The sequence below is a fragment of the Paraburkholderia sp. ZP32-5 genome, assembly GCF_021390495.1.
Lineage (GTDB): Bacteria > Pseudomonadota > Gammaproteobacteria > Burkholderiales > Burkholderiaceae > Paraburkholderia.
Window position 1 is genome coordinate 4,061,017 of the sequence record NZ_JAJEJP010000001.1, and the last position, 20,547, is coordinate 4,081,563.

The 20,547-nt window shown below is 66.0% G+C and carries 18 protein-coding genes and 1 pseudogene; 5 read left to right on the forward strand and 14 right to left on the reverse strand.

Features of this window, described 5'->3' with window-relative positions:
- Positions 1-119: 119 nt before the first annotated feature.
- A complete protein-coding gene (flgB, locus tag L0U82_RS17750) occupies positions 120-617 on the reverse strand; it encodes a flagellar basal body rod protein FlgB (protein ID WP_233832663.1) in 498 nt (165 codons plus the stop codon).
- A gap of 218 nt (positions 618-835) precedes the next feature.
- On the opposite strand from flgB, the gene flgA reads away from it, so the two are divergent.
- The 5 genes and pseudogenes from flgA (at position 836) to L0U82_RS17775 (ending at position 4,393) form a co-directional block, all read left to right on the forward strand.
- A complete protein-coding gene (flgA, locus tag L0U82_RS17755) occupies positions 836-2,344 on the forward strand; it encodes a flagellar basal body P-ring formation chaperone FlgA (protein ID WP_233832665.1) in 1,509 nt (502 codons plus the stop codon).
- A 207-nt stretch (positions 2,345-2,551) separates the two neighbouring features.
- Positions 2,552-2,905: a flagellar biosynthesis anti-sigma factor FlgM gene (flgM, locus tag L0U82_RS17760; protein ID WP_233832667.1), complete on the forward strand. Its 354-nt coding sequence runs from the start codon at positions 2,552-2,554 to the stop codon at positions 2,903-2,905.
- A 94-nt stretch (positions 2,906-2,999) separates the two neighbouring features.
- Positions 3,000-3,446, forward strand: coding sequence for a flagella synthesis protein FlgN (locus L0U82_RS17765; protein WP_233832669.1), 447 nt, complete (start codon positions 3,000-3,002; stop codon positions 3,444-3,446).
- A gap of 357 nt (positions 3,447-3,803) precedes the next feature.
- Positions 3,804-3,986: pseudogene (locus L0U82_RS17770) on the forward strand (type II toxin-antitoxin system HicA family toxin).
- Entirely contained in the window at positions 3,983-4,393 is a 411-nt protein-coding gene (locus tag L0U82_RS17775) for a type II toxin-antitoxin system HicB family antitoxin (RefSeq protein WP_233832671.1), read from the forward strand. Before L0U82_RS17770 ends, L0U82_RS17775 begins: the two are co-directional and overlap by 4 nt.
- A gap of 158 nt (positions 4,394-4,551) precedes the next feature.
- Here L0U82_RS17775 and L0U82_RS17780 read toward each other — a convergent pair whose 3' ends face one another.
- From L0U82_RS17780 to L0U82_RS17840, 13 genes are all read right to left on the reverse strand, one after another.
- Positions 4,552-5,286: an RNA polymerase sigma factor FliA gene (locus tag L0U82_RS17780; RefSeq protein ID WP_233832673.1), complete on the reverse strand. Its 735-nt coding sequence runs from the start codon at positions 5,284-5,286 to the stop codon at positions 4,552-4,554.
- Between the two features lie 27 nt (positions 5,287-5,313).
- Positions 5,314-6,183 (reverse strand): nucleotide-binding protein, encoded by an 870-nt coding sequence (locus L0U82_RS17785; RefSeq protein ID WP_233832675.1) that lies wholly within the window; start codon positions 6,181-6,183, stop codon positions 5,314-5,316.
- Complete coding sequence (gene flhF, locus L0U82_RS17790) at positions 6,176-8,269, reverse strand: flagellar biosynthesis protein FlhF (protein ID WP_233832677.1); 2,094 nt, start codon at positions 8,267-8,269, stop codon at positions 6,176-6,178. Before flhF ends, L0U82_RS17785 begins: the two co-directional genes overlap by 8 nt.
- 396 nt (positions 8,270-8,665) lie before the next feature.
- Positions 8,666-10,768 carry a flagellar biosynthesis protein FlhA gene (gene flhA, locus L0U82_RS17795; protein ID WP_233832679.1) on the reverse strand — a complete coding sequence of 701 codons (2,103 nt, stop codon included), beginning with the start codon at positions 10,766-10,768 and terminating at the stop codon, positions 8,666-8,668.
- Complete coding sequence (gene flhB / locus L0U82_RS17800; protein WP_233832681.1) at positions 10,765-11,976, reverse strand: flagellar biosynthesis protein FlhB; 1,212 nt, start codon at positions 11,974-11,976, stop codon at positions 10,765-10,767. The genes flhA and flhB overlap by 4 nt, the downstream gene beginning before the upstream one ends.
- A gap of 177 nt (positions 11,977-12,153) precedes the next feature.
- Positions 12,154-13,464: a DUF3443 domain-containing protein gene (locus L0U82_RS17805; protein WP_233832683.1), complete on the reverse strand. Its 1,311-nt coding sequence runs from the start codon at positions 13,462-13,464 to the stop codon at positions 12,154-12,156.
- Positions 13,465-13,478: 14 nt separating this feature from the next.
- Complete coding sequence (locus tag L0U82_RS17810; protein WP_233832685.1) at positions 13,479-14,036, reverse strand: DUF2844 domain-containing protein; 558 nt, start codon at positions 14,034-14,036, stop codon at positions 13,479-13,481.
- Positions 14,037-14,503: 467 nt separating this feature from the next.
- Positions 14,504-15,220: a protein phosphatase CheZ gene (cheZ, locus tag L0U82_RS17815; protein WP_233832687.1), complete on the reverse strand. Its 717-nt coding sequence runs from the start codon at positions 15,218-15,220 to the stop codon at positions 14,504-14,506.
- 1 nt (position 15,221) lies between these two features.
- Positions 15,222-15,617, reverse strand: a complete 396-nt coding sequence (gene cheY, locus L0U82_RS17820; protein ID WP_233832690.1) for a chemotaxis response regulator CheY — start codon at positions 15,615-15,617, stop codon at positions 15,222-15,224.
- 60 nt (positions 15,618-15,677) lie between these two features.
- Positions 15,678-16,766, reverse strand: a complete 1,089-nt coding sequence (locus tag L0U82_RS17825; RefSeq protein WP_233833338.1) for a protein-glutamate methylesterase/protein-glutamine glutaminase — start codon at positions 16,764-16,766, stop codon at positions 15,678-15,680.
- Between the two features lie 5 nt (positions 16,767-16,771).
- The gene (gene cheD, locus L0U82_RS17830; protein WP_233832692.1) at positions 16,772-17,485 is read right to left on the reverse strand and encodes a chemoreceptor glutamine deamidase CheD; all 714 of its coding nucleotides are present in this window, start codon (positions 17,483-17,485) and stop codon (positions 16,772-16,774) included.
- Positions 17,482-18,450, reverse strand: a complete 969-nt coding sequence (locus L0U82_RS17835) for a CheR family methyltransferase (protein ID WP_233832694.1) — start codon at positions 18,448-18,450, stop codon at positions 17,482-17,484. The genes cheD and L0U82_RS17835 overlap by 4 nt, the downstream gene beginning before the upstream one ends.
- A gap of 204 nt (positions 18,451-18,654) precedes the next feature.
- On the reverse strand, positions 18,655-20,523 hold the full coding sequence (locus L0U82_RS17840; protein WP_233832696.1) for a methyl-accepting chemotaxis protein: 1,869 nt from the start codon (positions 20,521-20,523) through the stop codon (positions 18,655-18,657).
- Between the last annotated feature and the right edge of the window lie 24 nt (positions 20,524-20,547).

The following is a 20,547-nucleotide window of genomic DNA, read 5'->3' on the forward strand; positions in this document are numbered from 1 at the left end:
CCGTCCGGGTCATCGCGCCGCGCCGTGTACTGCGTGCGCTTTACGTGTGCTTTACGTGCCCGGTTTATAGATGTGTTGGTGTGTCTTGTACCTGCCTGTGTCCGCTGTCGGCTGCGCCGTTAGCTGCCCGACGTGATCGCCGACAGCATCGTCTTGATCTGGTTCGACACGACCGTCATGCCCGATTCGAAGTGCAGCGTGTTGTCGGCGAACTGCACGCGCTCGGTGTCGATATCGACCGTGTTGCCGTCGAGCGCGGGCTGCTGCGGAATCCGGTATTGCAGGCTGCCGTAGTCGTCGGGGCTGCCGCCCGTCGCCGTCAGCGTGGTCTTGCCGCTCATGTGGCCGGGTTCGGTCGCCGACATCGACATGCCGCTCGTCACGCCGGCCGGCTGCGTCATCGCGAGCGTCGAGCTGTTCGACGCGCCGTGGCCGGCGCTGCCGCCGCCGGCTTTCTTCAGCGCGCCGGCGAGCGACGACGCGAAGTCGACATCGCGTGCCTTGTACCCAGGGGTGTCGGCGTTCGCGATATTCGACGACAGCAGTTCCTGCCGGTACGCGCGCACATCCATCGCCTGCCGGCCGAACGCGAATTCGGCATCGAGTTTGTCCAGCATAGAAATCTCCCGAGAGCGTTCCCGAAACCTTTCCATGCGTGCGTCGAACGATCGGCGCGGCCGGCGGAAAGGCCTTTTTGCATGAGGTGCATCTTATGGGCCGGGCGCAAGCCGCAATCGGACGAATAACCGGGAAAGGGGGCTTCTATTCAACGCTTGCGCGAAAAGGGTGCTCTCTAGAATGCAAGGCGTACCGATGCATTCGATGGAGACACGCGATGGACCAGCCCACTTCCGCCTTGCCGCAGCGCGCAGATCGCTCGGCGGAATGTCGCGTGGGCGTGGGTGCGGACTTTGCGCGCCTCGGTATTCGTCGCGTGAGCCGCTTCTTGGCGCGCGTTGCCACACGGTTGATCACGCGTTTTCTCACGCGCCTGATCGTCAACGTCGCACTGTGGGTCGCGGGCGGCATCGTGCTGCTGCCGGCGACGACCCACGCGCAGGACACCGGCGGCGGCCCGATCGTGATCCCCGGGCCGGGTGAAAAGAATCCCGCCGCGCTGAACGACCTCGTGCAAAAGATCCAGACGCCGGCGCAACGCTCGGCCTCGGCCGCGTCGCTCAATGTCGCGACCGCGCAGTCGCTCGGCCGCGGGCCTACCCAACGTGACAACGACCCGTTCGCGCGTGCCGCGAACGCGGAAGGCGCGATCGTCGTTCCGGGGGCGGGTGATGCCCCCACCGCCCCGGCGATGATCCGCACGAACCTGAAACCGGACGCCAATGGCGTCGTGACGATTCCCGCGCCGGCCAGCACCGGGGCGTCGGGCGTCGCACGCGTTAATGTCGAAGCCGGTGCACGCACTGTTACTCCTGTCGTCGTCACACCAGCGGCGAACGGTGCAAGCGCTGCCGCCGGCATGGCCACGCGACCAGTCGATGCGAACGCGCCGCAAGGCGGCTTCGACAGCCTCGCATCGCGCGGTGAGCCGCCTGAATTCGGCGCGAACGGCAAACCGATCGCCAGCGCGCAGCCAGCCAGCACCTCGGCCACGACAATCGCGAGAGCCCAGGCGTCCATACGCCAGCCGGCGCTCGCAAGCGCAACGAGAGCGACTCAGCCTCAACCTCAAACGGCGGCGGCCACGCCCGCGCCGTTGCCCGGCCAGCAGGATCCGGAAGCGATCCACGCGACCGCGCTCGCGTTTTTGCAGCAGCAGGCGGTCGGCCTGCCCGGCAAGGTCGAGATCAGCGTCGCGCCCGCGTTTCCGCGCGGCCTCGCCGCGTGCGCATCGCTCGAACCGTTCATGCCGACCGGCTCGCGCCTGTGGGGCCGCATGACGGTCGGCGTGCGCTGTGCCGGCGAACGGCCATGGACGATCTACCTGCAGGCGCGCGTCAGCGTGCATGCGACCTACTATCTCGCGTCGCGCGCGATGGCGCCCGGCGACGTGCTGAGCGCCGCCGATCTCGTCGCGCGCGACGGCGACCTGACCGGTCTGCCGCAGGCCGTCGTCACCGATCCGTCACAGGCGGTCGGCTCGGTATCGCTGGTGCGGATTGCGGGCGGCATGCCACTGCGGCGCGACATGCTGAAAAGCGCGTCGGCGGTGACGATCGGCCAGACCGTGCGGGTCGTGGCGGCCGGCGACGGCTTCTCGATTTCGTCCGAAGGCAGCGCGATGAACAACGCGTCGCCGGGTCAGCAGGTGCGGGTGAAGACCGCGAACGGCCAGATCATCTCCGGCATCGTCAAGGACGGCGCCACGGTCGAGATCCAGATGTGAGCGAATTCGCGGCGATGAAGGAAGCGCGCGAGGCGGTTGTCCGGACGGCAGCAGAGGCGCCACCGGCGGCGCTCGCGGCGGATGCCGCACAGGCAGCATTGAAGGGGTCGGATGGCTCGGCGAAACCGGGTGTGAAGTGGAGCGATTGCGCTAAAGTTTTGATCAGCGGTTGCCGTTATCAGGATCAAATCGTTCAGGAAGCCAATCGTGAAAGTCGATTCCACCACCTCCTCGAGCCTGTCGGCATTGAAAGACGGCTTGTCCCGTTCGCAGCAGAGCGACGCCGCGCCGGCAACCGACGCCGCGCAGGGCGCGAACACGCCCGCGCCGGCCGCGGGCAGCAATTCGGGCGACGCGAGCGTGAACCTGTCGGGTCTGTCGCAGCACCTGCGCAGCCTCGCGGCATCCGGCTCGGCCGATATCGATATGGCGCATGTCGAGTCGATCAAGCAAGCCATCAAGGACGGCACGCTGCAGATCGACTCGGGCAAGATCGCCGACGGCGTGCTGCAGACGGCGCGCGACCTGTTGCAGAACAAAAATTCGTCGACCGGCAACTGAACGGCACTTCGAAGTGCGGTGACGTGCCGGGCGGCATTCGACCAACCCGGCTCGCACGTTCTCCGCGAGCCAGCGCGCGTAGCGAGTTGCTGACATGAAAGACGCCCTGGTTGCTACCCTGATCGAAGAATATTCGACCGTCGAGGCGTTCGCCTCGGTCCTCACGCTCGAAACCAAAGCACTGACCGCGGTATCGCCGCTCGAGCAGCTGCCCGCCATCGTCGAAAAGAAAACCGAGCTGATCGGCGTACTCGCGAGGCTCGAAGCCGCGCGCGACGCGCAGCTGGCCGATCTGGGCTTCCCGGCCGGCTGGTCCGGCATGGAACTCGCGGCAAGCGGCGACACGCGCATCGCAACGCAGTGGAAACTGCTGCAAAAGGCCGCCGACCGCGCGCGGCGCGTCAACACCAACAACGGCGAACTGATCCGCGTGCGGATGGACTACAACCAGCGCGCGCTGGCGGCACTGCAGGTCAACGTGCCGCGCAAGGCCAGCCTGTATGGCCCCGACGGTCGCATTCCCGCTCACCTCGGACTCTGATTTCCGATTAACCGGGGCGGCGGCACCAGGCCGGCTCCGCTCCCCCGCCGCAAGACACGCCATGACAACGTCCGTCATCGATGACGGACGTGGGCCGTTTCCGCGCCGAACGGAACGGCCTTCGCCATTTTTTCTTCTCTCCCCGCGTTCCCTGTTCTCTCCTTCCTTCTTCCGCTACTACGCAGCAGCAGCGTTAGCCATCCGGCTAGCTGGCGCGCCGCGCCGTGTCACGTTGAAATAACAACCCTGCCTGAGTTTTCGCCGGCGCTCCAGCTTCGATGTTGCCGCGCGCTAACAGGCGGAATTTTGTCTACTAGATAGGTTGTGTAATCGTGTGTACGCTGGGAGGAATGATGTATGAACAGCGCCGAGGTCATCAAACTGATCCAGACCGACGGTTGGTGACTCGTCCGCGTAGCGGGCAGCCACCATCATTTTCGGCACGCGGGAAAACAAGGTCTCGTCACCATTCCGCATCCAAAAAAGGATCTGCCGCCCGGCACCCTGAACAGCATATTGAAACAGGCGGGGCTCAAATGAAGCATCTGATCTTTCCGATCGCTATCGAACCTGGAGACAGCAAGCACGCATTCGGCGTGGTCGTACCGGACATCCCGGGCTGCTACTCCGCGGGCGATACGATCGAGGAAGCCTATACAAACGCGCGGCAAGCCATCGAATCGCATCTCGAAGCGCTGCTCGACGAAGGTCTGCCGCTTCCCGATGCGGCAACACTCAGCGAGCATCAGCGCAATCCGGAGTTCGCGGGTTTTATGTGGGGCTTCGTCACGACGCGCAACATTCCGGCGTTGCGCCGCGCGATCCGTATCAACATCTCGCTGCCCGAAGTGCTCGTGCAGGAAATCGACACGTACGCGCAGGCGCGCGGTTTGTCGCGTTCGGCATTTCTCGCGTTGGCCGCCGAACACGAGATGGCTCGCGTGTGACAGGCGCTGCGCGGCAGGTGCGCAGGTTGCGCGGCGAGTCTGCCGGCAACGCTCGCGCGGTGAGAAGACGGGTTGAAGGCGCGGCTTGAAAAGCGCGCGTCGACAGCGGCGGGTGAAACTATCGGAGAAAACGCGGCAGGCTCGCCGCAGGCAACACGTCAGTTGGCTTCGGCATTCGCCCAGGCCATTTCCTTCAGCCGAGCGCGCAGCCGCGCCACTGCCTGGCTGTGCAGCTGACATACACGCGATTCGCTGACTTCCATCACCGCACCGATTTCGCGCAGGTTCATGCCGCGCTCGTAGTACAGCGACATCAGCAGCTTTTCGCGTTCCGGCAAACGATCGATCGCTTCGACCAGCGCCGAGCGCAGGCTGTCGTCGAGCAGCGCGGAGAGCGGGTCCGAATGGTCCACGCAGTAGCGGTCCAGAAACGGCTCGTCGTCGGCGGAACGGTCGAAGTCTTCGTAATAGATCAGCTGGCTGCCGTGCAGGTCCTGCAGCATCGACTGATATTCATCGAGCGGCATCTGTAGATGTTCGGCGATCTCAGCCTCGCTCGCCGAGCGGCCGAGGTTCTGTTCGACCTTGTGCACGGCCGTTTCCACTTCGCGCGACGTGCGGCGCAAGCTGCGCGGCAACCAGTCGTTGCTGCGCAGCTCGTCGAGCATCGCGCCGCGAATGCGCTGGCTGGCATAGGTCTCGAACTGCGCGCCCTGGTCTTCCTTGTAGCGGCCGGCCGCATCCAGCAAGCCGATCATGCCGGCCTGGATCAGATCGTCGAGATCGACGCTCGCCGGCATTTTCGCGACAAGCTGCAAGCCGAGTCGACGCACGAGCGGTGCGTACTTCGTCAGAACTTCAGCCTGAGAAATCTTTCCCTGAGCGTTATACATCGTGCTCCCCTTGTCCCCGTGCGCCTGTTAAGCGTGCTGCGCGGACGGTTGGTCGGCGTGGTGCGCCGCTGTAACTGCCGCGCTCGCCCGCCAGGGCGTTTGCGGCGACATCGCTGGCCGGATCGGCCAGTACTGCAATTCGGCGGCGAGATGGCGCAGGTCGCGCGCAGCCGGCGTCGACGGGAACGCGTCGACGACACAGCGCGACAACTCCTCCGCTCGCGCGATGCGCATATCGGCCGCGATGCAGCCGGCGTCCTCGAGCGCCACCGTCAGATAACGGCCGGCCACGCCGGCCAGATTCGCGAATGCGGCATGCGCATCGTTCGGGCTGTGCACGTGACTCATCAGCACGCGGAACTGCGCGATCGCATGCGCGTAGTGCAAACGTTTAATGCACGCATACGCGTCGGTAATCGCCTGCGCCGACACGCGCGTGACGACCATCACGTCGTGCGCCTGCTTGGCGAACTCCGACAGGTGTCCTTGCGCGTCCAGTTGCGCGTCGATCAGTACGATGTCGGCTGAACCGCCGAGCAGCACGCCGAACTCGGCGGCCGTGTGGCCTTCGCGGTTGTTGCGCGACGCCGCCAGCACCGAAAAGCCGAGCGCGTGCCGCGCCGCCGCGAAATCGACCGGCATCTCGCCGCGCATCACCGCCGCGAAATTGCCCGCGCCGCGCAAGCCGCCGAGCATCGCGCTCACCGACTTCTCGCCGACGCATTCGTCGACGACCAGCACGTCCTTGCCCTGCTGCGCGAGCGCCGCGGCAAGATTGACGACGACCGTCGTGCTGCCCGTGCCCAACGATGCGCCCGTCACTGCGATCACGCGCGCGCCGCCGCGCGCAAGCATCCGCCGCAGTCCCTCCGCCTGATCCGAGACGAGCTTATCCAAAGCGAACCTCGTGCAGCTCGGCCGTCGAACGTGCGGACAGCGAGGACAGCAGCGCAGGCATGTCATCGTCCTGCGGCACGAACGGCGAATGGTCGCGCGGTATGCAGAACGTACTCTTGATCAGGAATTTCTTCGTCGCGACGTACAGGTTTTCCGGCACCTTCTGACCGGTCGACACGTAGTGAATCGGCAGCTTGTAGCGGATCACCGCATCGAGCACGCCGCCCAGGTTGGTCGCTTCGTCGAGCTTGGTCAGGATGCAGCCCGCGAGCGGCTGTTGATCCGGCGCGCGCTGGTAGGCCTGCACGACTTCGTTGAGCGTATCGCCGTGGCCGGTCGCGTTGAGCAGCAGCAAACGTTGCACCGGCTGGCCGGCGCGGCACAGCATCGCGATCTGCTCGGACACGAGGCGGTCGCGCTGGCTCATGCCGATCGTGTCGATCAGCACGATGTGTTTGTTGCGTAGTTCGGAGAGCGCGAGTTGCAGATCGGCGCTGTCCTTCACCGCGTGCACCGACACGCCGAGAATCTTGCCGAAGATGCGCAGTTGTTCGTGACCGCCGATCCGGTAGCTGTCGGTCGTCAGCAGCGCGACCTTGCTCGCACCGAAGCGCATCACGCAGCGCGCCGCAAGCTTCGCGGTGGTCGTGGTCTTGCCGACGCCGGTCGGGCCCATCAGCGCGAACACGCCGCCGCGCTCCATCAGCGCGTCTTCGTTTTCCATCACCGGCAGGTTCGATTCGAGCACCGTGCGAACCCAGTCCATGCCGCCATCCATCGTCTCGACGTCCGCGGGCAGGTTGTCGACCATCATCTGCACGAGCTGCGCGGAAAAACCCGCGGCGAACAGATGCTTGGTGAGCGCGGCGCGCGCCGGGTTGCGGCGCTGGCGCTCGCCCCACAGCAGCCCCGTGAAGTGTTCTTCCATCATCCCGCGCATCGACGACAGCTCGTTCATCACGGTGTCCTTGACGACCTGCTCCATGCGAGCCTTGATCGCTTCGGCGACGGCGGCCGGTGTGCGGCCGTCGTCGGCCTGCTCGGGAGCGAGCCTCTGCACGGTGCGGCGCGCGGCGACTTCGGCGGCTTCGCGCGCCCAGTCGGGCGTGTCGATGATCGGCGGCACCAGCGTCGAGCGCATCGCGGGCTCGCTCGCGTCGACCGCGATGCCGAGGCCCTTGGCGCTCGCGACGGCGGGCGTCATCCCGGCGGGGCGCGCGCTGTATTCGCCCTGTTGCTGCTGCTCAGCGGCGATGCGGCGCGCGTGATCGATCAGCCACGGATTCGATTCGGCCATCGTGCGCGGCGCGGGGATGTCGTTGGCGGCAACTGGCGCGACCGGCACGCCGGCGGCCTTCAGCAGATCCGCGCGGATGTCTTCCGACAGACGGTTGGCCGCCGCGCGGGCGCTGGAGCCCGTCGGTGCGGCGGGTGCCGCGGGTGCGTTAAAGGTGTTGAACATGCTCGCCGACGGCTGGCTTGCGGCGGATGCAGTGGCGGTGCTTGCGTCGAGCGGATTGCCCGGCACGGTGATCGACGGCGCGGTCGACGGAGAAAACGCCGGGTTCGTCGCGGAAAACGGCGCCGGGTAGCCGGCCGGATTCGCGGTTTCGCTCGCGGCGGCGTTCATCGGCGCGCCGACGGACGGGCCGGCGATCGCACCAGCGGACGCGTTGACGACAGCGTTCGCTCCAGCATTCATCGGCGCGCCCATCGGCATATTCATTGGAGCGCTCATCGGAGCGCTGAACGGCAGCGCTTCCGCGCCCGCTTCCGGGCTCGCGCCGAACACCGACGAAAACACGTCCGGCATGCCATTCGCGTACGGATTCGCCATGGCCCCCGGCAACGCGCGCGGCGTGCCGAACGGAGCGGCGCCGGCGCCCGGTGCCGCCAGCGCGGCGCGCGCGCCGCTACGTGCTTTCGGCGTGATCGCGGCGAGGTCGCTATCGGCGAGCGCGACGATTTCGACGCTGCCGTCGCCCATCGTCCGGTTCGACAACACGACCGCATCGGGGCCCAGTGCTTCGCGAACGAGACGCAGCGCGTCGCGACTGTTGGCACCGACAAATTTACGAATGTTCAAGGCGAATCCCCGATGAGGTAGACGGACTGACGGACCGGCGATATACCGCTTCCCATTGAAAGCAATTATTCCGAAAGGCGTCGAGTGACGATCGATTGATAAAGACCGTTAAAGGCAGGCTATTCGCACGATGGACACATCGTCGACATATCGGCTGAGCCGGTCGTGGCGGGTGTTTTCCCTGGCCTCGACGGGTGAGCGGGACCATCAATGGCGTGCGGCGAAGCTGTCGGCAAAAGCGAAAACCGGGCCGCCGATGGAGCGCCGGTCCTTCAGCCGCGAGGCGTCGCGGGGCAGCCGGCCTCTGGCAAGGCCGGCCTTGCTGCAAGCGCCAATACGCATAAGCGCGCATACCACGCATACGCACGCATCCACGCGCATGCGCACTCAAACCCGTCAGCCGTTCGCGCCGATCACGTTGACGACCCTGACATTGCGCGTATCGGGTACTTCCGCGTACGACAGCACCTTCAGCTGCGGCAGGCTGCGGCGCAGGAAGCGCGCGATCATCGGCCGCAATGCGTGCTGGACCAGCAGCACCGGCGCGAGGCCGATGTTCTGCTGACGCATCATCGCCTTCTGGGTTTCGGCGAGCAGCGTGTTCGCGAGACCCGGTTCGAGGCCCGGATTCGGCCCGGTCGACAGCGCCTGCGACAGCACCCGCTCGAGGTTCGCGTCGAGCCCCATCACCTGCATGTCGCCGGCGCCGGGGAACCACTGCTGCGTGATCGCGCGGCCGAGCGCGAGGCGCACCGCGGCGGTCAGTTCGTGCGGGTCGGAGATCTTCGCCGCGTGCTCGGCAAGCGACTCGAGGATCGTGCGCATGTCGCGGATCGGCACGCCTTCCTCCAGCAGGTTCTGCAGCACCTTTTGCAGCGTGTTGAGCGGCAGCACCTTCGGCACCAGATCGTCGACGAGCGACGGCGTGTCCTTCTGCATCCGCTCGATCAGCGCCTGCACCTCGCGGCGTCCCAGCAGTTCCGACGCATGCGTGACGACCAGGTGATTCAGGTGCGTCGCGACCACCGTGCTCGAATCGACGACCGTATAGCCGTACACCTGCGCCTGCTCGCGCAGATTCGTATCGATCCAGATCGCCGGCAGACCGAACGCCGGATCGGTGGTCGGCGTGCCGGGGAGCGCGGCCGACACCTGGCCCGGATTGATCGCGAGCCACTGGCCCGGATACGCCTCGCCCGACCCGACCTCGACGCCCTTCAGCGCGATGCTGTAGCCGTTCGGCCGCAATTCGAGGTTGTCGCGGATATGGATGACCGGCGGCAGGAAGCCGATTTCCTGCGCGAACTTCTTGCGGATGCTCTTGATCCGCTTCAGCAGCTCGCCGTCCGAGTTCTTGTCGACGAGCGGAATCAGCCGGTAGCCGACTTCGAGGCCGAGCGTGTCGATCATCGTCACGTCGTCCCAGCTGGCTTCGGCGTTTTCGACCGGCGTCATCGTGTCCGGCGCGACATCGGCCAGCGCGGGCGCGTTCTTGCTCGCTTCGGCGCGCTTCTTCATCGTGCGGCCAAGCTGGATCAGCCCGCCGCCGAGAATCAGAAACGCGAAGTGCGGCATGTTCGGGATCAGCCCCATCATCACGAGGATCGAGCCCGTGATGATCAGCACGCGCGGATTCGTGAACAGTTGCCCGGTGAGCTGCGTGCCGATGTCTTCGTCGGTCGCGACGCGTGACACGATCACACCGGCCGCGGTCGAAATCACCAGCGACGGAATCTGCGCGACGAGGCCGTCGCCGATCGTCAGCAGCGTGTAGTTCTTGCCCGCGGCCGCGAAACTCATGTCGTGCTGGATCATCCCGACGATCAGCCCGCCGATGATGTTGATCACCATGATCAGCAAACCGGCGATCGCGTCGCCGCGCACGAACTTGCTCGCGCCGTCCATCGAGCCGTAGAACTCGGCTTCCTGCGCGACTTCGAGGCGGCGCTTGCGGGCGTGCTCTTCGTTTATGAGGCCGGCGTTCAGATCGGCGTCGATCGCCATCTGCTTGCCGGGCATCGCGTCCAACGTGAAGCGCGCGGACACTTCGGCGATCCGCCCCGCGCCCTTGGTGATCACCATGAAGTTGATCACCATCAGAATCACGAACACGACGATACCGACCGCGAAGTTGCCGCCCACGAGGAAGTGGCCGAACGACTCGATCACCTGGCCGGCGGCGTCCGGGCCGGTATGGCCTTCGAGTAGCACGACCCGGGTCGACGCGACGTTCAGCGACAACCGCAGCAGTGTCGAGAACAGCAGCACGCTCGGGAACGCCGCGAAATCGAGCGGCTTCATCGTGTACATGCTGACGAGCAGCACCATCACGGACAGCGCGATGTTGAACGTGAACAGCAGATCCAGCAGGAACGGCGGCAACGGCAGGATCATCATGCCGAGGATCATGCAGATCAGCAGCGGCCCCGCGAGCGCGCGCAGATTGGTGCCGCTCAGTGCCTCGGGCCGTCGGGCGAGGAAACCGGCGCGAACGTTCATGCGGAGGCTCCTTGCGTGTCGTCGTTAGAAGGGTTCAACGCGTCCTCGGCTTCCTCGGCGGCGTCCTGATCCGATACCGCGCCCTTGTCGAGTTCCGGCGGCACGTCGAGATGGGTCGGCGCCATCGGCACCGCGCCGCCTTCGGACTTGAAGCGCTTCAGCTGATAGACCCACGCGAGCACTTCGGCGACCGCGCCGTACAGCGCGCCCGGAATCTCTCGATTCAATTCGACGTTGTGATAAAGCGCGCGAGCGAGCGGCGGCGCTTCGAGCAGCGGCACGTTGTTTTCGACCGCGAGTTCGCGAATCCGCGCGGCGACGAGGTTCACGCCCTTCGCGATCACCTTCGGCGCGCGCATCTCGCCGTCCGTGTATTGCAGCGCGACCGCGAAGTGCGTCGGGTTCGTGACCACCACGTCGGCCTTCGGCACCTGCGCCATCATGCGGCGCCGCGCGATCGCGCGCTGCTGCTGGCGAATCTTGCCCTTGATATGCGGATCGCCTTCGCTCTCGCGATGCTCGCGCTTCACTTCTTCCTTGGTCATGCGCAGCTTCTTGTGGAATGACCAGATCTGGTACGGCACGTCGAGCCCGGCCACCAAGAACATGCCGCCCACGGTGATGCCGCAGCACACGCCGATCAGATGCACGGAGTTGGCGAGCGCGAGATGGAGCGGCTGGGTCGCGAGCGCGAGGATCTCTTCGTGGCGATTCCACACCGCCTGGCCGCCGATCAGCCCGACCACCAGCGTCTTCGCCAGCGACATGCCGAGCTGGATCGGCCCGTTGATCGAAAACATGCGGCCCAGCCCGGCGATCGGGTTCAGCCGGTCGAATTTGGGTTCGAGCGCTTTCGACGACACCTGCCAGCCGCCGAGCGCCAGCGGCGCGAGCAGCGCGGCGAGGGCGAGCATGCCGAGAATCGGCAACAGCGCGTAGAGGCCTTCGCGCGCGGCGGCGCCCGCGCCGATCAGCATATGGCTCGTATCGAAGGTGCTGTCGTGATTGAACATCAGCGACGCGCGCAGCATGTCCTGCAAATGCAGGCCGATATGGCCGGACATCGCCCAGGTGCCATAGAAGCCCGCTGCGAGCAGCGCGAATGTCGACAGCTCCCGCGAACGCACGATCTGCCCTTCCTCGCGCGCCTTCTGCAGGCGCCGGGGAGTGGCGGCTTCGGTTTTATCGAGGTCGCTGTCCTCTGCCACAAAGCTCTCCAGTCGGCCGAGGCACCGCGCCTCTTTCCAGTGACAGCGATTATTCCCGCTCGACGCAAGCGCCGATCGACGGATAAGGGCGGAGAAACGGGGGTATTTCGACGGATGGCAGCGGGGCTCGCGCGTGTGTTGCGCGAGCCCCGCTGTACCGGATTGACGCGTCGGCGGCTAGAAGCCGACGAATGGGGTAGCGACGCCGTTGTCGAAGCCGTAGTACACGTGGCGGCCGTAGAAGAACGGCAGGCCAAGGTCGAAGCTGGTGCTGCCGCCGATCTGGCCGGCAAGGTCGTTGAACGCGAAGTTGCTGGTGTTGCTGAACAGCGTCTGCGCGTTGGCGATACCGATGTTCACCGCCGCGGTGGTCTTGTTCAGCCCGACCAGCGTGACCGAGCGGGTTTGCGACGTCGACGGGCAGTAGAAGCCGTTGACGTTGCTGCCGCACGCCGGCAGCGTGCTATCGGCGAAGAAGTAGCCGTTCGAGCCCGAATCGAGGAACGCCTGTACCGTCGTGCCGTTGAACGTGCTGTTGTTCATGTCGCCGAAGCCGTCGGTCGTGAACATTTGCGACGCGGCGAGCCCGTTGTTCGACTGCGTGCCGATGCCGAACACCAACGTGCCGCTCGCCGAGGCCGCGCCGGAGTTCGATATCGGCGGCATCTGCACGATCAGGCCGTTGTTGTCGGTCACGAAGTTCGCGACCGGGTTGGCGACCTGCTGCGCGATCTGCACCGTCGCGCGGGAGCACGAGGAGCCCACGCATTGGATGTAGTTGCTGAAGGTCGCCGCCGTCTTGGCCGTCGCGCAGGTCGCGCCGCAGTCGGTCAGCGCGGTGCCGACGCCGAGAATACCGTTCGCACCGAGATCGGCGACCGTGTTTTCCGCCGGGCCGCTACCGCAGCCGCTGGTGGGCGTCGGGCCCGCGCTCGTGTCGCCGATCACCTGAATCGGGATCGCACTCTTCGTCGTTTCGCCGCCCATGACCACCGTCGCGCTGCGCACCGCGCCCCAGGTGAAGCCGTCGGCGAAGCTCGCGCACTCGGCGAGCGGCGTGGTGCCGTTCGCGGTGACCGGCGTCAGCGCGCTGAGCAACGCCGGATTGATCACCGAACTCACGAGGCGCAGCCCGAACGAGCCGGTGTCGAGCTGGACGTTGTCGATCGTCTGACAGTTGGTGGTCGAGCCGGGCGCGCAAATCCTCACGCTGACGCCCGGAATATTGACGACATTGCTGGTGCCTGCGTTGACCGTGATCGGCACGGTATTGGCGGCGTTCGCGGCGATCGGCTGCTGGGTCGGGCTAGCGGGCAGCGAGCCGCTGTTCACCGAGTTCGTCCCGTTATTGCCCGAACCGGAATTGGAATTGGAACTGGAATTGTCGCCGCCTCCACCGCCGCAGGCGACCAGCGTCGCCGTCAGCAGTACGGCAAACACAGCCTGCATCCAGCCTTTGAGTGTCGCGCTCGTGTGCATGGTTCGCATCGTCGTCCTCGCCGTTACTGGATGTCGGAACCGCTGACGCCGGCCGGCAGTGCCGACGGCAGCCAGGCGACGCCGCTGAATGCGCCCATATGGCCGCCGGAGCGCACCACGAGGCCGCTCTGGTCGACGCTGACCGGGCCGCGCGTGTTGCCGCGCGCGGCGCGCACCGCCTTCACGCCGGCCACGTATTGCGGGAAATAACTGCCGAGCAGATCGCTCAGATCGGGCATCTGCGGGCCATGCCACGCGATGCCGAAGACGGCGCCGTCGGTGCCGAGATATTCACGGACCACCGTGCCGTTGCCGAGCGCGGTCTCGCGCACGGTGTAAGAGGATGCAGGGGACGAACTGGAAGACGCCGCCGAGCCCGCGCTGGATGCGGAACGCATCACGCTCTGCGCCGCGCCGGCCGCCGGCTGCACCACGCGGGAAGTGACCGTGGAGTCGGCGGGCGGTGTCATTGGCGCGCTGCCCAGTGCCGCGTGGGCGGGCTGCGCGGCTGTGAGGGCCCACAGCGAACAAGGCAAAACGAGTGCCGCGAACTTGCCGGCGCGACGTACGCAACTCCACATGACGATGCTCCTCCCGAGCCGCAACGCGATTCGCCTGCCGCGCGAACCGGCTGCCAGTAGGCTGATGATACGGCACCGCCGCGGCCGCGCGCCTCGGGGTATCCCGAGCCATGCGGCCGCACGGCGCTGCAATGGCGGGCGCCGTACCGCTGTGACTTCGTAGTATGCCTGTGGTTCGTGTCAGCCGACAGCGCGCGCGCTCGCGCGGACGGCTTACCGTCGCTTACCGCCGTGAAACTGTCCGGAATGGGCGTGTTAGCTGAGCGTCAGGCGCGCGAGCGGCGCCGACGGCGGGAAACAAGGCAACAGCAGAACGACCACAGGACGACATCGGGAGAACGATGTCGATCGGGCGGGAAATCAGGCGGGAAATCGGGCAACGAACAAACCACCGCGACAAGTTGCCGAAGCGTTGCCGATGCGACCGCCGATGAGGAAAAACGGCCCGGCACGAACGCCGGACCGTATCAGAAGCCGAGACTCGCGAGCAGATCGTCGACCTGCGACTGGTCCTGCACCACGTCCGTCTTGCCTTCCGGATTGATCTGCGGACCGTTGAGCAGGTGCTCCGGGCTGCCGGTCGACGAGAGTGCGACTTCGGCTTTCAGCGCCGCCGCGTTCGCCGCGAACTGCTCGCGCCGTTCGAGCGCGATGTTCTCGACCAGCACGCCGAGCAGTTGCTGCTCGATCAGATAGACGACGTCGGTGATTTTCTTGATCACCTGGCCGGTCAGATCCTGGAAGTCCTGCGCGAGCATGATTTCCATCAGTTGCGAGTTGGTCGCGCTGGTCGCCTCCGGCACGCCGCGCAGGAACGTACGCGTGTCGTTCATCAGTGCGCGCACTTCCTCGCGCTCGATCGGCGACGCGTACCACTGCTCCCAGCGCGCGTCGAGTTCGGCGGCGTCCTTCTGCAACTGCTCCTGCACCGGCTTGGCGATGTCGATCGCCGACAGTACGCGCTCGGCGGCCTGCTCGGTCATGTTGGCGATGTACTTCAGACGATCGCGCGCATCGGGCACGGCTTCCGCCGCGCGCTCGACGTGCTTGTCGATCCCGAGTTCGCGCATCGAATCGCGCAGCGTGCGCGTCAGTTGTCCGATGCGGGCGAGGATGCGATCCGACGTCAGGTCGATGCTCTCGCTGGCCGCCTCGGCGCCAGGCGTTTGGGTCGGCGCAGTCACGTCAGCTCCCGGCTTTCGCCATCTTCTCGAGGATCTTGTTGAGCTTCTCGTCGAGCGTCGCGGCCGTAAACGGCTTGACGACATAACCGCTCGCGCCGGCCTGCGCCGCCGCAATGATATTTTCCTTCTTCGACTCGGCCGTCACCATCAGCACCGGCAGATGCGTGAGGCTGGCGTCGGCGCGGATTTCCTTCAGCATCGCCAGACCGTCGAGGTTCGGCATGTTCCAGTCGGAGATCACGAAGTCGTAGCTGCCGCCGCGCAGACGCGCGAGACCGGCCATGCCGTCTTCGGCTTCGTCGACGTTCGAGTAGCCCAGTTCCTTCAGCAGGTTGCGAACGATCCGGCGCATCGTCGGAAAGTCGTCCACCACCAGAATCTTCATTCCCTTATCCATTTGTTTCCCTTTGCTTGATCCATACGCGGCCAGCCGCCGCTTCAGTCTGCCCGGCCCGCATCATACCCGCTGAACGCGATCGCCCATCATCGACAGGCGTGCCATCACGCGCCGGCTCATTTCCGGCAGCGCGGTGATCTCGTCGGCGGCGCCCAACGCGATCGCCTCGCGCGGCATGCCGAATACGATGCAGCTCGCTTCATCCTGCGCCAGCGTGTACGCGCCGGCCTTCTTCATTTCCAGCAACCCGGCCGCGCCGTCGCGCCCCATGCCGGTCAGAATCACGCCCACCGCGTTCTTGCCCGCATGCTGCGCGGCCGAGCGAAACAGCACGTCGACCGACGGACGGTGCCGGTTCACCGGCGGGTCGTCGGACAGGTGCGCAATATAGTTCGCGCCGCTCCTCGCGAGCAACAGATGCGCGTGGCCGGGCGCGATATACGCGTGACCCGGCAGCACGCGCTCGCCGTGCTCAGCTTCTTTAACGGTAATCCGGCACAAACCATTGAGGCGTTGCGCGAAAGATTTCGTAAAACCGGGCGGCATATGCTGCGCGATCAGCACCGCGGGCGCATCCGGCGGCAACGGCACCAGCACCTCGCGAATCGCTTCGGTGCCGCCCGTCGACGCGCCGACGATGATCAGCTTCTCGGTACTCAGCAGCGGATTGTTGAAGAGCGGCGCGGAACCGATCGGCGCCTGCGCGGCCGGCGTCGCGGCATGGTGCGCCGGCGCGGCCTGGCGTACACGCGCGCGAGCCGCCGCGCGAATCTTGTCGGCGAGCTTTTCCGAATAGTCGAGCATGCCGTCGCGAATGCCGACCTTCGGCTTGGTCACGAAATCGACCGCGCCGAGCTCGAGCGCGCGCAGCGTGATTTCGTTACCGCGCTCGGTCAGCGACGACACCATCACGACCGGCATCGGCCGCAGGCGCATCAGCTTTTCGAGGAAGTCGAGCCCGTCCATGCGCGGCATTTCGACGTCGAGCGTCAGCACGTCCGGGTTGTGCTGCTTGATGAGCTCGCGCGCGACGAGCGGGTCCGGCGCGGTCGCGACGACCGTCATATCCGGCTGACCATTGATGATTTCCGTCATCAGGCTGCGGATCAGCGCCGAATCGTCGACACACAATACCTTGATCTTTTGCACAGCGCTCACGCCTCCTCTGTAGTTCTGGCGTTGTTGGAGTTATTCAGCCGCGGGCTCGCGCCGAACAGTTCGATTTTCGGCCGCGCGGCGGCCGGCGTCGCGAACAGTTCGACCCGCTTGCGCGCCGCCGCGAGCCGCTCGGCACGCGCTTCGGCGCTTTGCCGCACGAGCGCCTGTTCGCGCTCGGCTACGCCCGCTTCCTGCTGCAAGCGCAATTTCTTCACCATCACCTGGCCGGTGCGCGGCATGAACGCGACCTTGCGCGGATGCGAGCCCTGCAAATCCTCGGCGACGATGCGGATTTTCTCGGTCGCCAGATAGCGGCGCACGAACGCCGAATTGCGATCGCCGATATTCATCGTCGTCATGCCGGCCAGCACCGCGCCGCCGCCGAACACCTTCGCTTCGAAGCGCTCGCGCCGGCCGCCGGCCTTGATCAGTTCGTTGATCAGCACTTCCATCGCGTACGCGCCGTAACGCATCGAATCGGACGCGGCCTGCGCGACGTCGGCGCCGTCGTCGGGCAGCATGAAGTGGTTCATGCCGCCGATGCCCGCGGTGCGGTCCTGGATGCAGGCCGCCACACACGAGCCGAGCACCGTGACGAGCACCATATCCTCGCTCGTCGTGTAGAACTCGTTGGGCAACAGCTTCACACCGGGGCGCTGGAAGTGGTTGTCGTAGTAGAGGTTGGTCGCGATCGGCAGCCCGCTGCTCATGCTGTCACCCCGCTCGCGGTACCGTGTGTGGCGCTGCCGTGCGTGACGCCCTGCGCGCCGCCGCGCGAGCCCGCATCGCGCGTCAGTTCATAGACGGTCTGGCCGCGCAGCCGGAACGCCTGCGTCACGTACGTGAAGTTCTCCGAGTGACCGGCGAACAGCAGGCCGCCCGATTTCATCAGCGGTTCGAAGCGCGACAGCACCTGCCCCTGGGTCGGCTTGTCGAAATAGATCATCACGTTGCGGCAGAAGATCGCGTCGAACTGCGTGCGCAGCTGGTAATCGCGATCGGTCAGGTTCAGCTGTTCGAACCGCACGAGCGCGCGCACTTCGGGCCGCACCTTGACCATTCCCGCATGCGCGCCGGTGCCTTTCAGGAAGAAGCGCTTCAACCGCTCGGGCGACAGCTGCTTGACCTGGTCGAGCTGGTAGACGCCGGCCTCGGCTTTCGCGAGCACCTGGGTGTCGATGTCGGTCGCGAGCACCGACGCCTGACGCGCGCCGCTTTCGCCGAGCGCTTCGATCAGCGTCATCGCGATCGAGTACGGCTCTTCGCCGGTCGATGCCGCCGAGCACCACACCGACACCGGCTGCGCGCGGCGCTTCACGAACTCGGAGAGGATCGGGAAGTGATGGGCTTCGCGGAAAAACGCGGTCAGGTTGGTGGTCAGCGCGTTCGTGAACGCTTCCCACTCGGCCGGGTCGTTTTCCGCTTCCAGCAGATCGAGGTACTGGCGGAACGTGTCGAGACCGCGCGCACGCAAACGGCGCGCGAGACGGCTGTACGCCATGTCGCGCTTGTGGTCCGACAACGAAATGCCGGCCGAGCGATGGATCAGATCGCGAATGCGGCCGAAGTCCGCCGACGTGAATTCGAAATCGCGTCCGGTCTCCGAGGTTCTGCCCGTCTCGGTCCGCTCAGGTGCTGCCCGTGCCGGGCGTTGCTGTGCGCGCGTTGCCATCATGAAAATTCCTGTCTGCGGTAGCTGCCATCACGCTTGCTGCCCGGCCGGTCTGCCTGGCAGGAAGGAATTGTCGTCGCGGGGCCGCGCCCGCGCGCGCGTTTCATCGACAGGCGGCCAGCCGGCAGCACGCGTTCGCCGCGTGCTCCAGTGCTTCGCCCGTGAACGGGCGTGATGCCGATTGACCGCATGTCGTTACACCATCACCTAAAAGGTTTCCCAATCCGCGTCCGAGCCGGCCGTCGCCGTGCTCGCGACAGCCGGGCGTGCCGGCGCCGCCGACTGCTTCGGCTTCAGCGCGGGTTCGACGCGTGCGGCTGCATCGTGCGTCGGTTGAGCTGCGTTTGCCGCCACTGCCGCTTTCGCGTTATCCGCCGGCGCGGCAGAAGCCGCGCTTACCGTGCTCGCCGGTTGCGGCGCGGCTTTGGCGACCTGCCGCGCGCTCTTTCTTGCGCTGACCGGCGCGGCCGTCTGCGCGCGCGCTGGCGCCGCACCCGTGGCCGCGCTCTGACGCGCGGCGCCGCCGGCCACCTTCCAGCCGTTCAGCACAGCCTGCAACTGGCGCGTCTGGTCTTCGAGCGAAGCCGCCGCGGCCGTCGCCTCTTCGACCAGCGCAGCGTTCTGCTGCGTGACCGAATCCATCTGCACGACCGCGCGATTGACCTGCTCGATGCCGCCCGACTGTTCCTCGGACGCCGCGCTGATCTCGCCCATGATGTCCGTTACGCGACGCACCGCCTGCACGATCTCGTCCATCGTCGTACCGGCGCGGCCGACCAGTTCCGAGCCGCTATGGACCTTGTCGGCCGAATCGCCGATCAGCTCCTTGATTTCCTTCGCCGCGCTGGCGCTGCGTTGCGCGAGGCTGCGCACCTCGCCCGCGACCACGGCAAAACCGCGGCCCTGTTCGCCCGCGCGCGCGGCTTCGACCGCCGCATTCAGCGCGAGGATGTTGGTCTGGAACGCGATACTTTCGATCACGCCGATGATGTCGACAACCTTGTTCGAACTCGTCGCGATCTCCTGCATCGTCGTGACGACCTGGCTCACCACGTCGCCGCCGCGCGTCGCGATGTCCGATGCGTTCACCGCGAGCTGGCTCGCCTGGCGCGCGTTCTCCGCGTTCTGCCGCACGGTGCTGGTCAGCTGATCCATGCTCGACGCGGTTTGCTGCAGCGACGCGGCCTGTTGCTCGGTGCGCTGCGACAGATCGGTATTGCCCATCGAGATTTCGCGCGCGCCGGTGTCGATCGATTCGGTGCTGCCGCGCACCGCGCGCACCATCGTCGCGAGGCTTTCCTGCATCCGCTTGATGCCGCCGAACAGGCGGCCGATTTCGTTGTTGCTGTGCACGTCGACCGTTTCGGACAGATCGCCCGAGGCGATCCGCTCGAAGCACGCGGTCGCGTCGGCGAGCGGCTGCATGATGAGGCCGCGCAGCGCGAAGCGCAGACCTACCACGAGCAGCAGCGCGAGCACGATCACGGTGATGATCGACGTCATCATCAGCGATGCGTCGGACTGCGCGCTCGCCTGCTGATCCTGCACGCTCTTTTGCAGCGCGTTGACGACCGCGGTCGCGGCCGTGTCGAACGCGACGAACATCGGGCTGATCTTCGTATCGGCGACCGCGTGATACGCGTCGAGATTGTTCGCGTTCAACGCGGCGAACTCGGCTTCAACGCCGTCGTGCATCAGCGCCGTGTGTTTGGCGAGCGCGTCGTCGAGCAGACCCTGATCGACGCCGTGTTTCGGCGCGTCGAGAAACGCCTGCCAGCTCTGGTTGCCCTTGGCGAGCAGTTCCTGCGCACGGTCAAGCACCTTCTTCGCCTCGTCCGCGTTGCCGGCGGCGCTCAGCGTGTTGAAGCGGTCGATCGCGAGACGCGAGCGCAGCAGATACGACGACGCATCGTCGAGCGAGTGAATCGCCACGAGTTCACCACGCGCGACGCGATCGAGCGAGCCGCTCGCCCGATTCAGCGCGGTGAGCCCGAGCGCGCCGACCACCACGGTCAGCGCAACGAGAAGAATCCCCACCATCGTCAACGAGGTGCGGATCGACCACCTGCTCAGCATCCTGATGCTCCCTTTGCCTGTTCG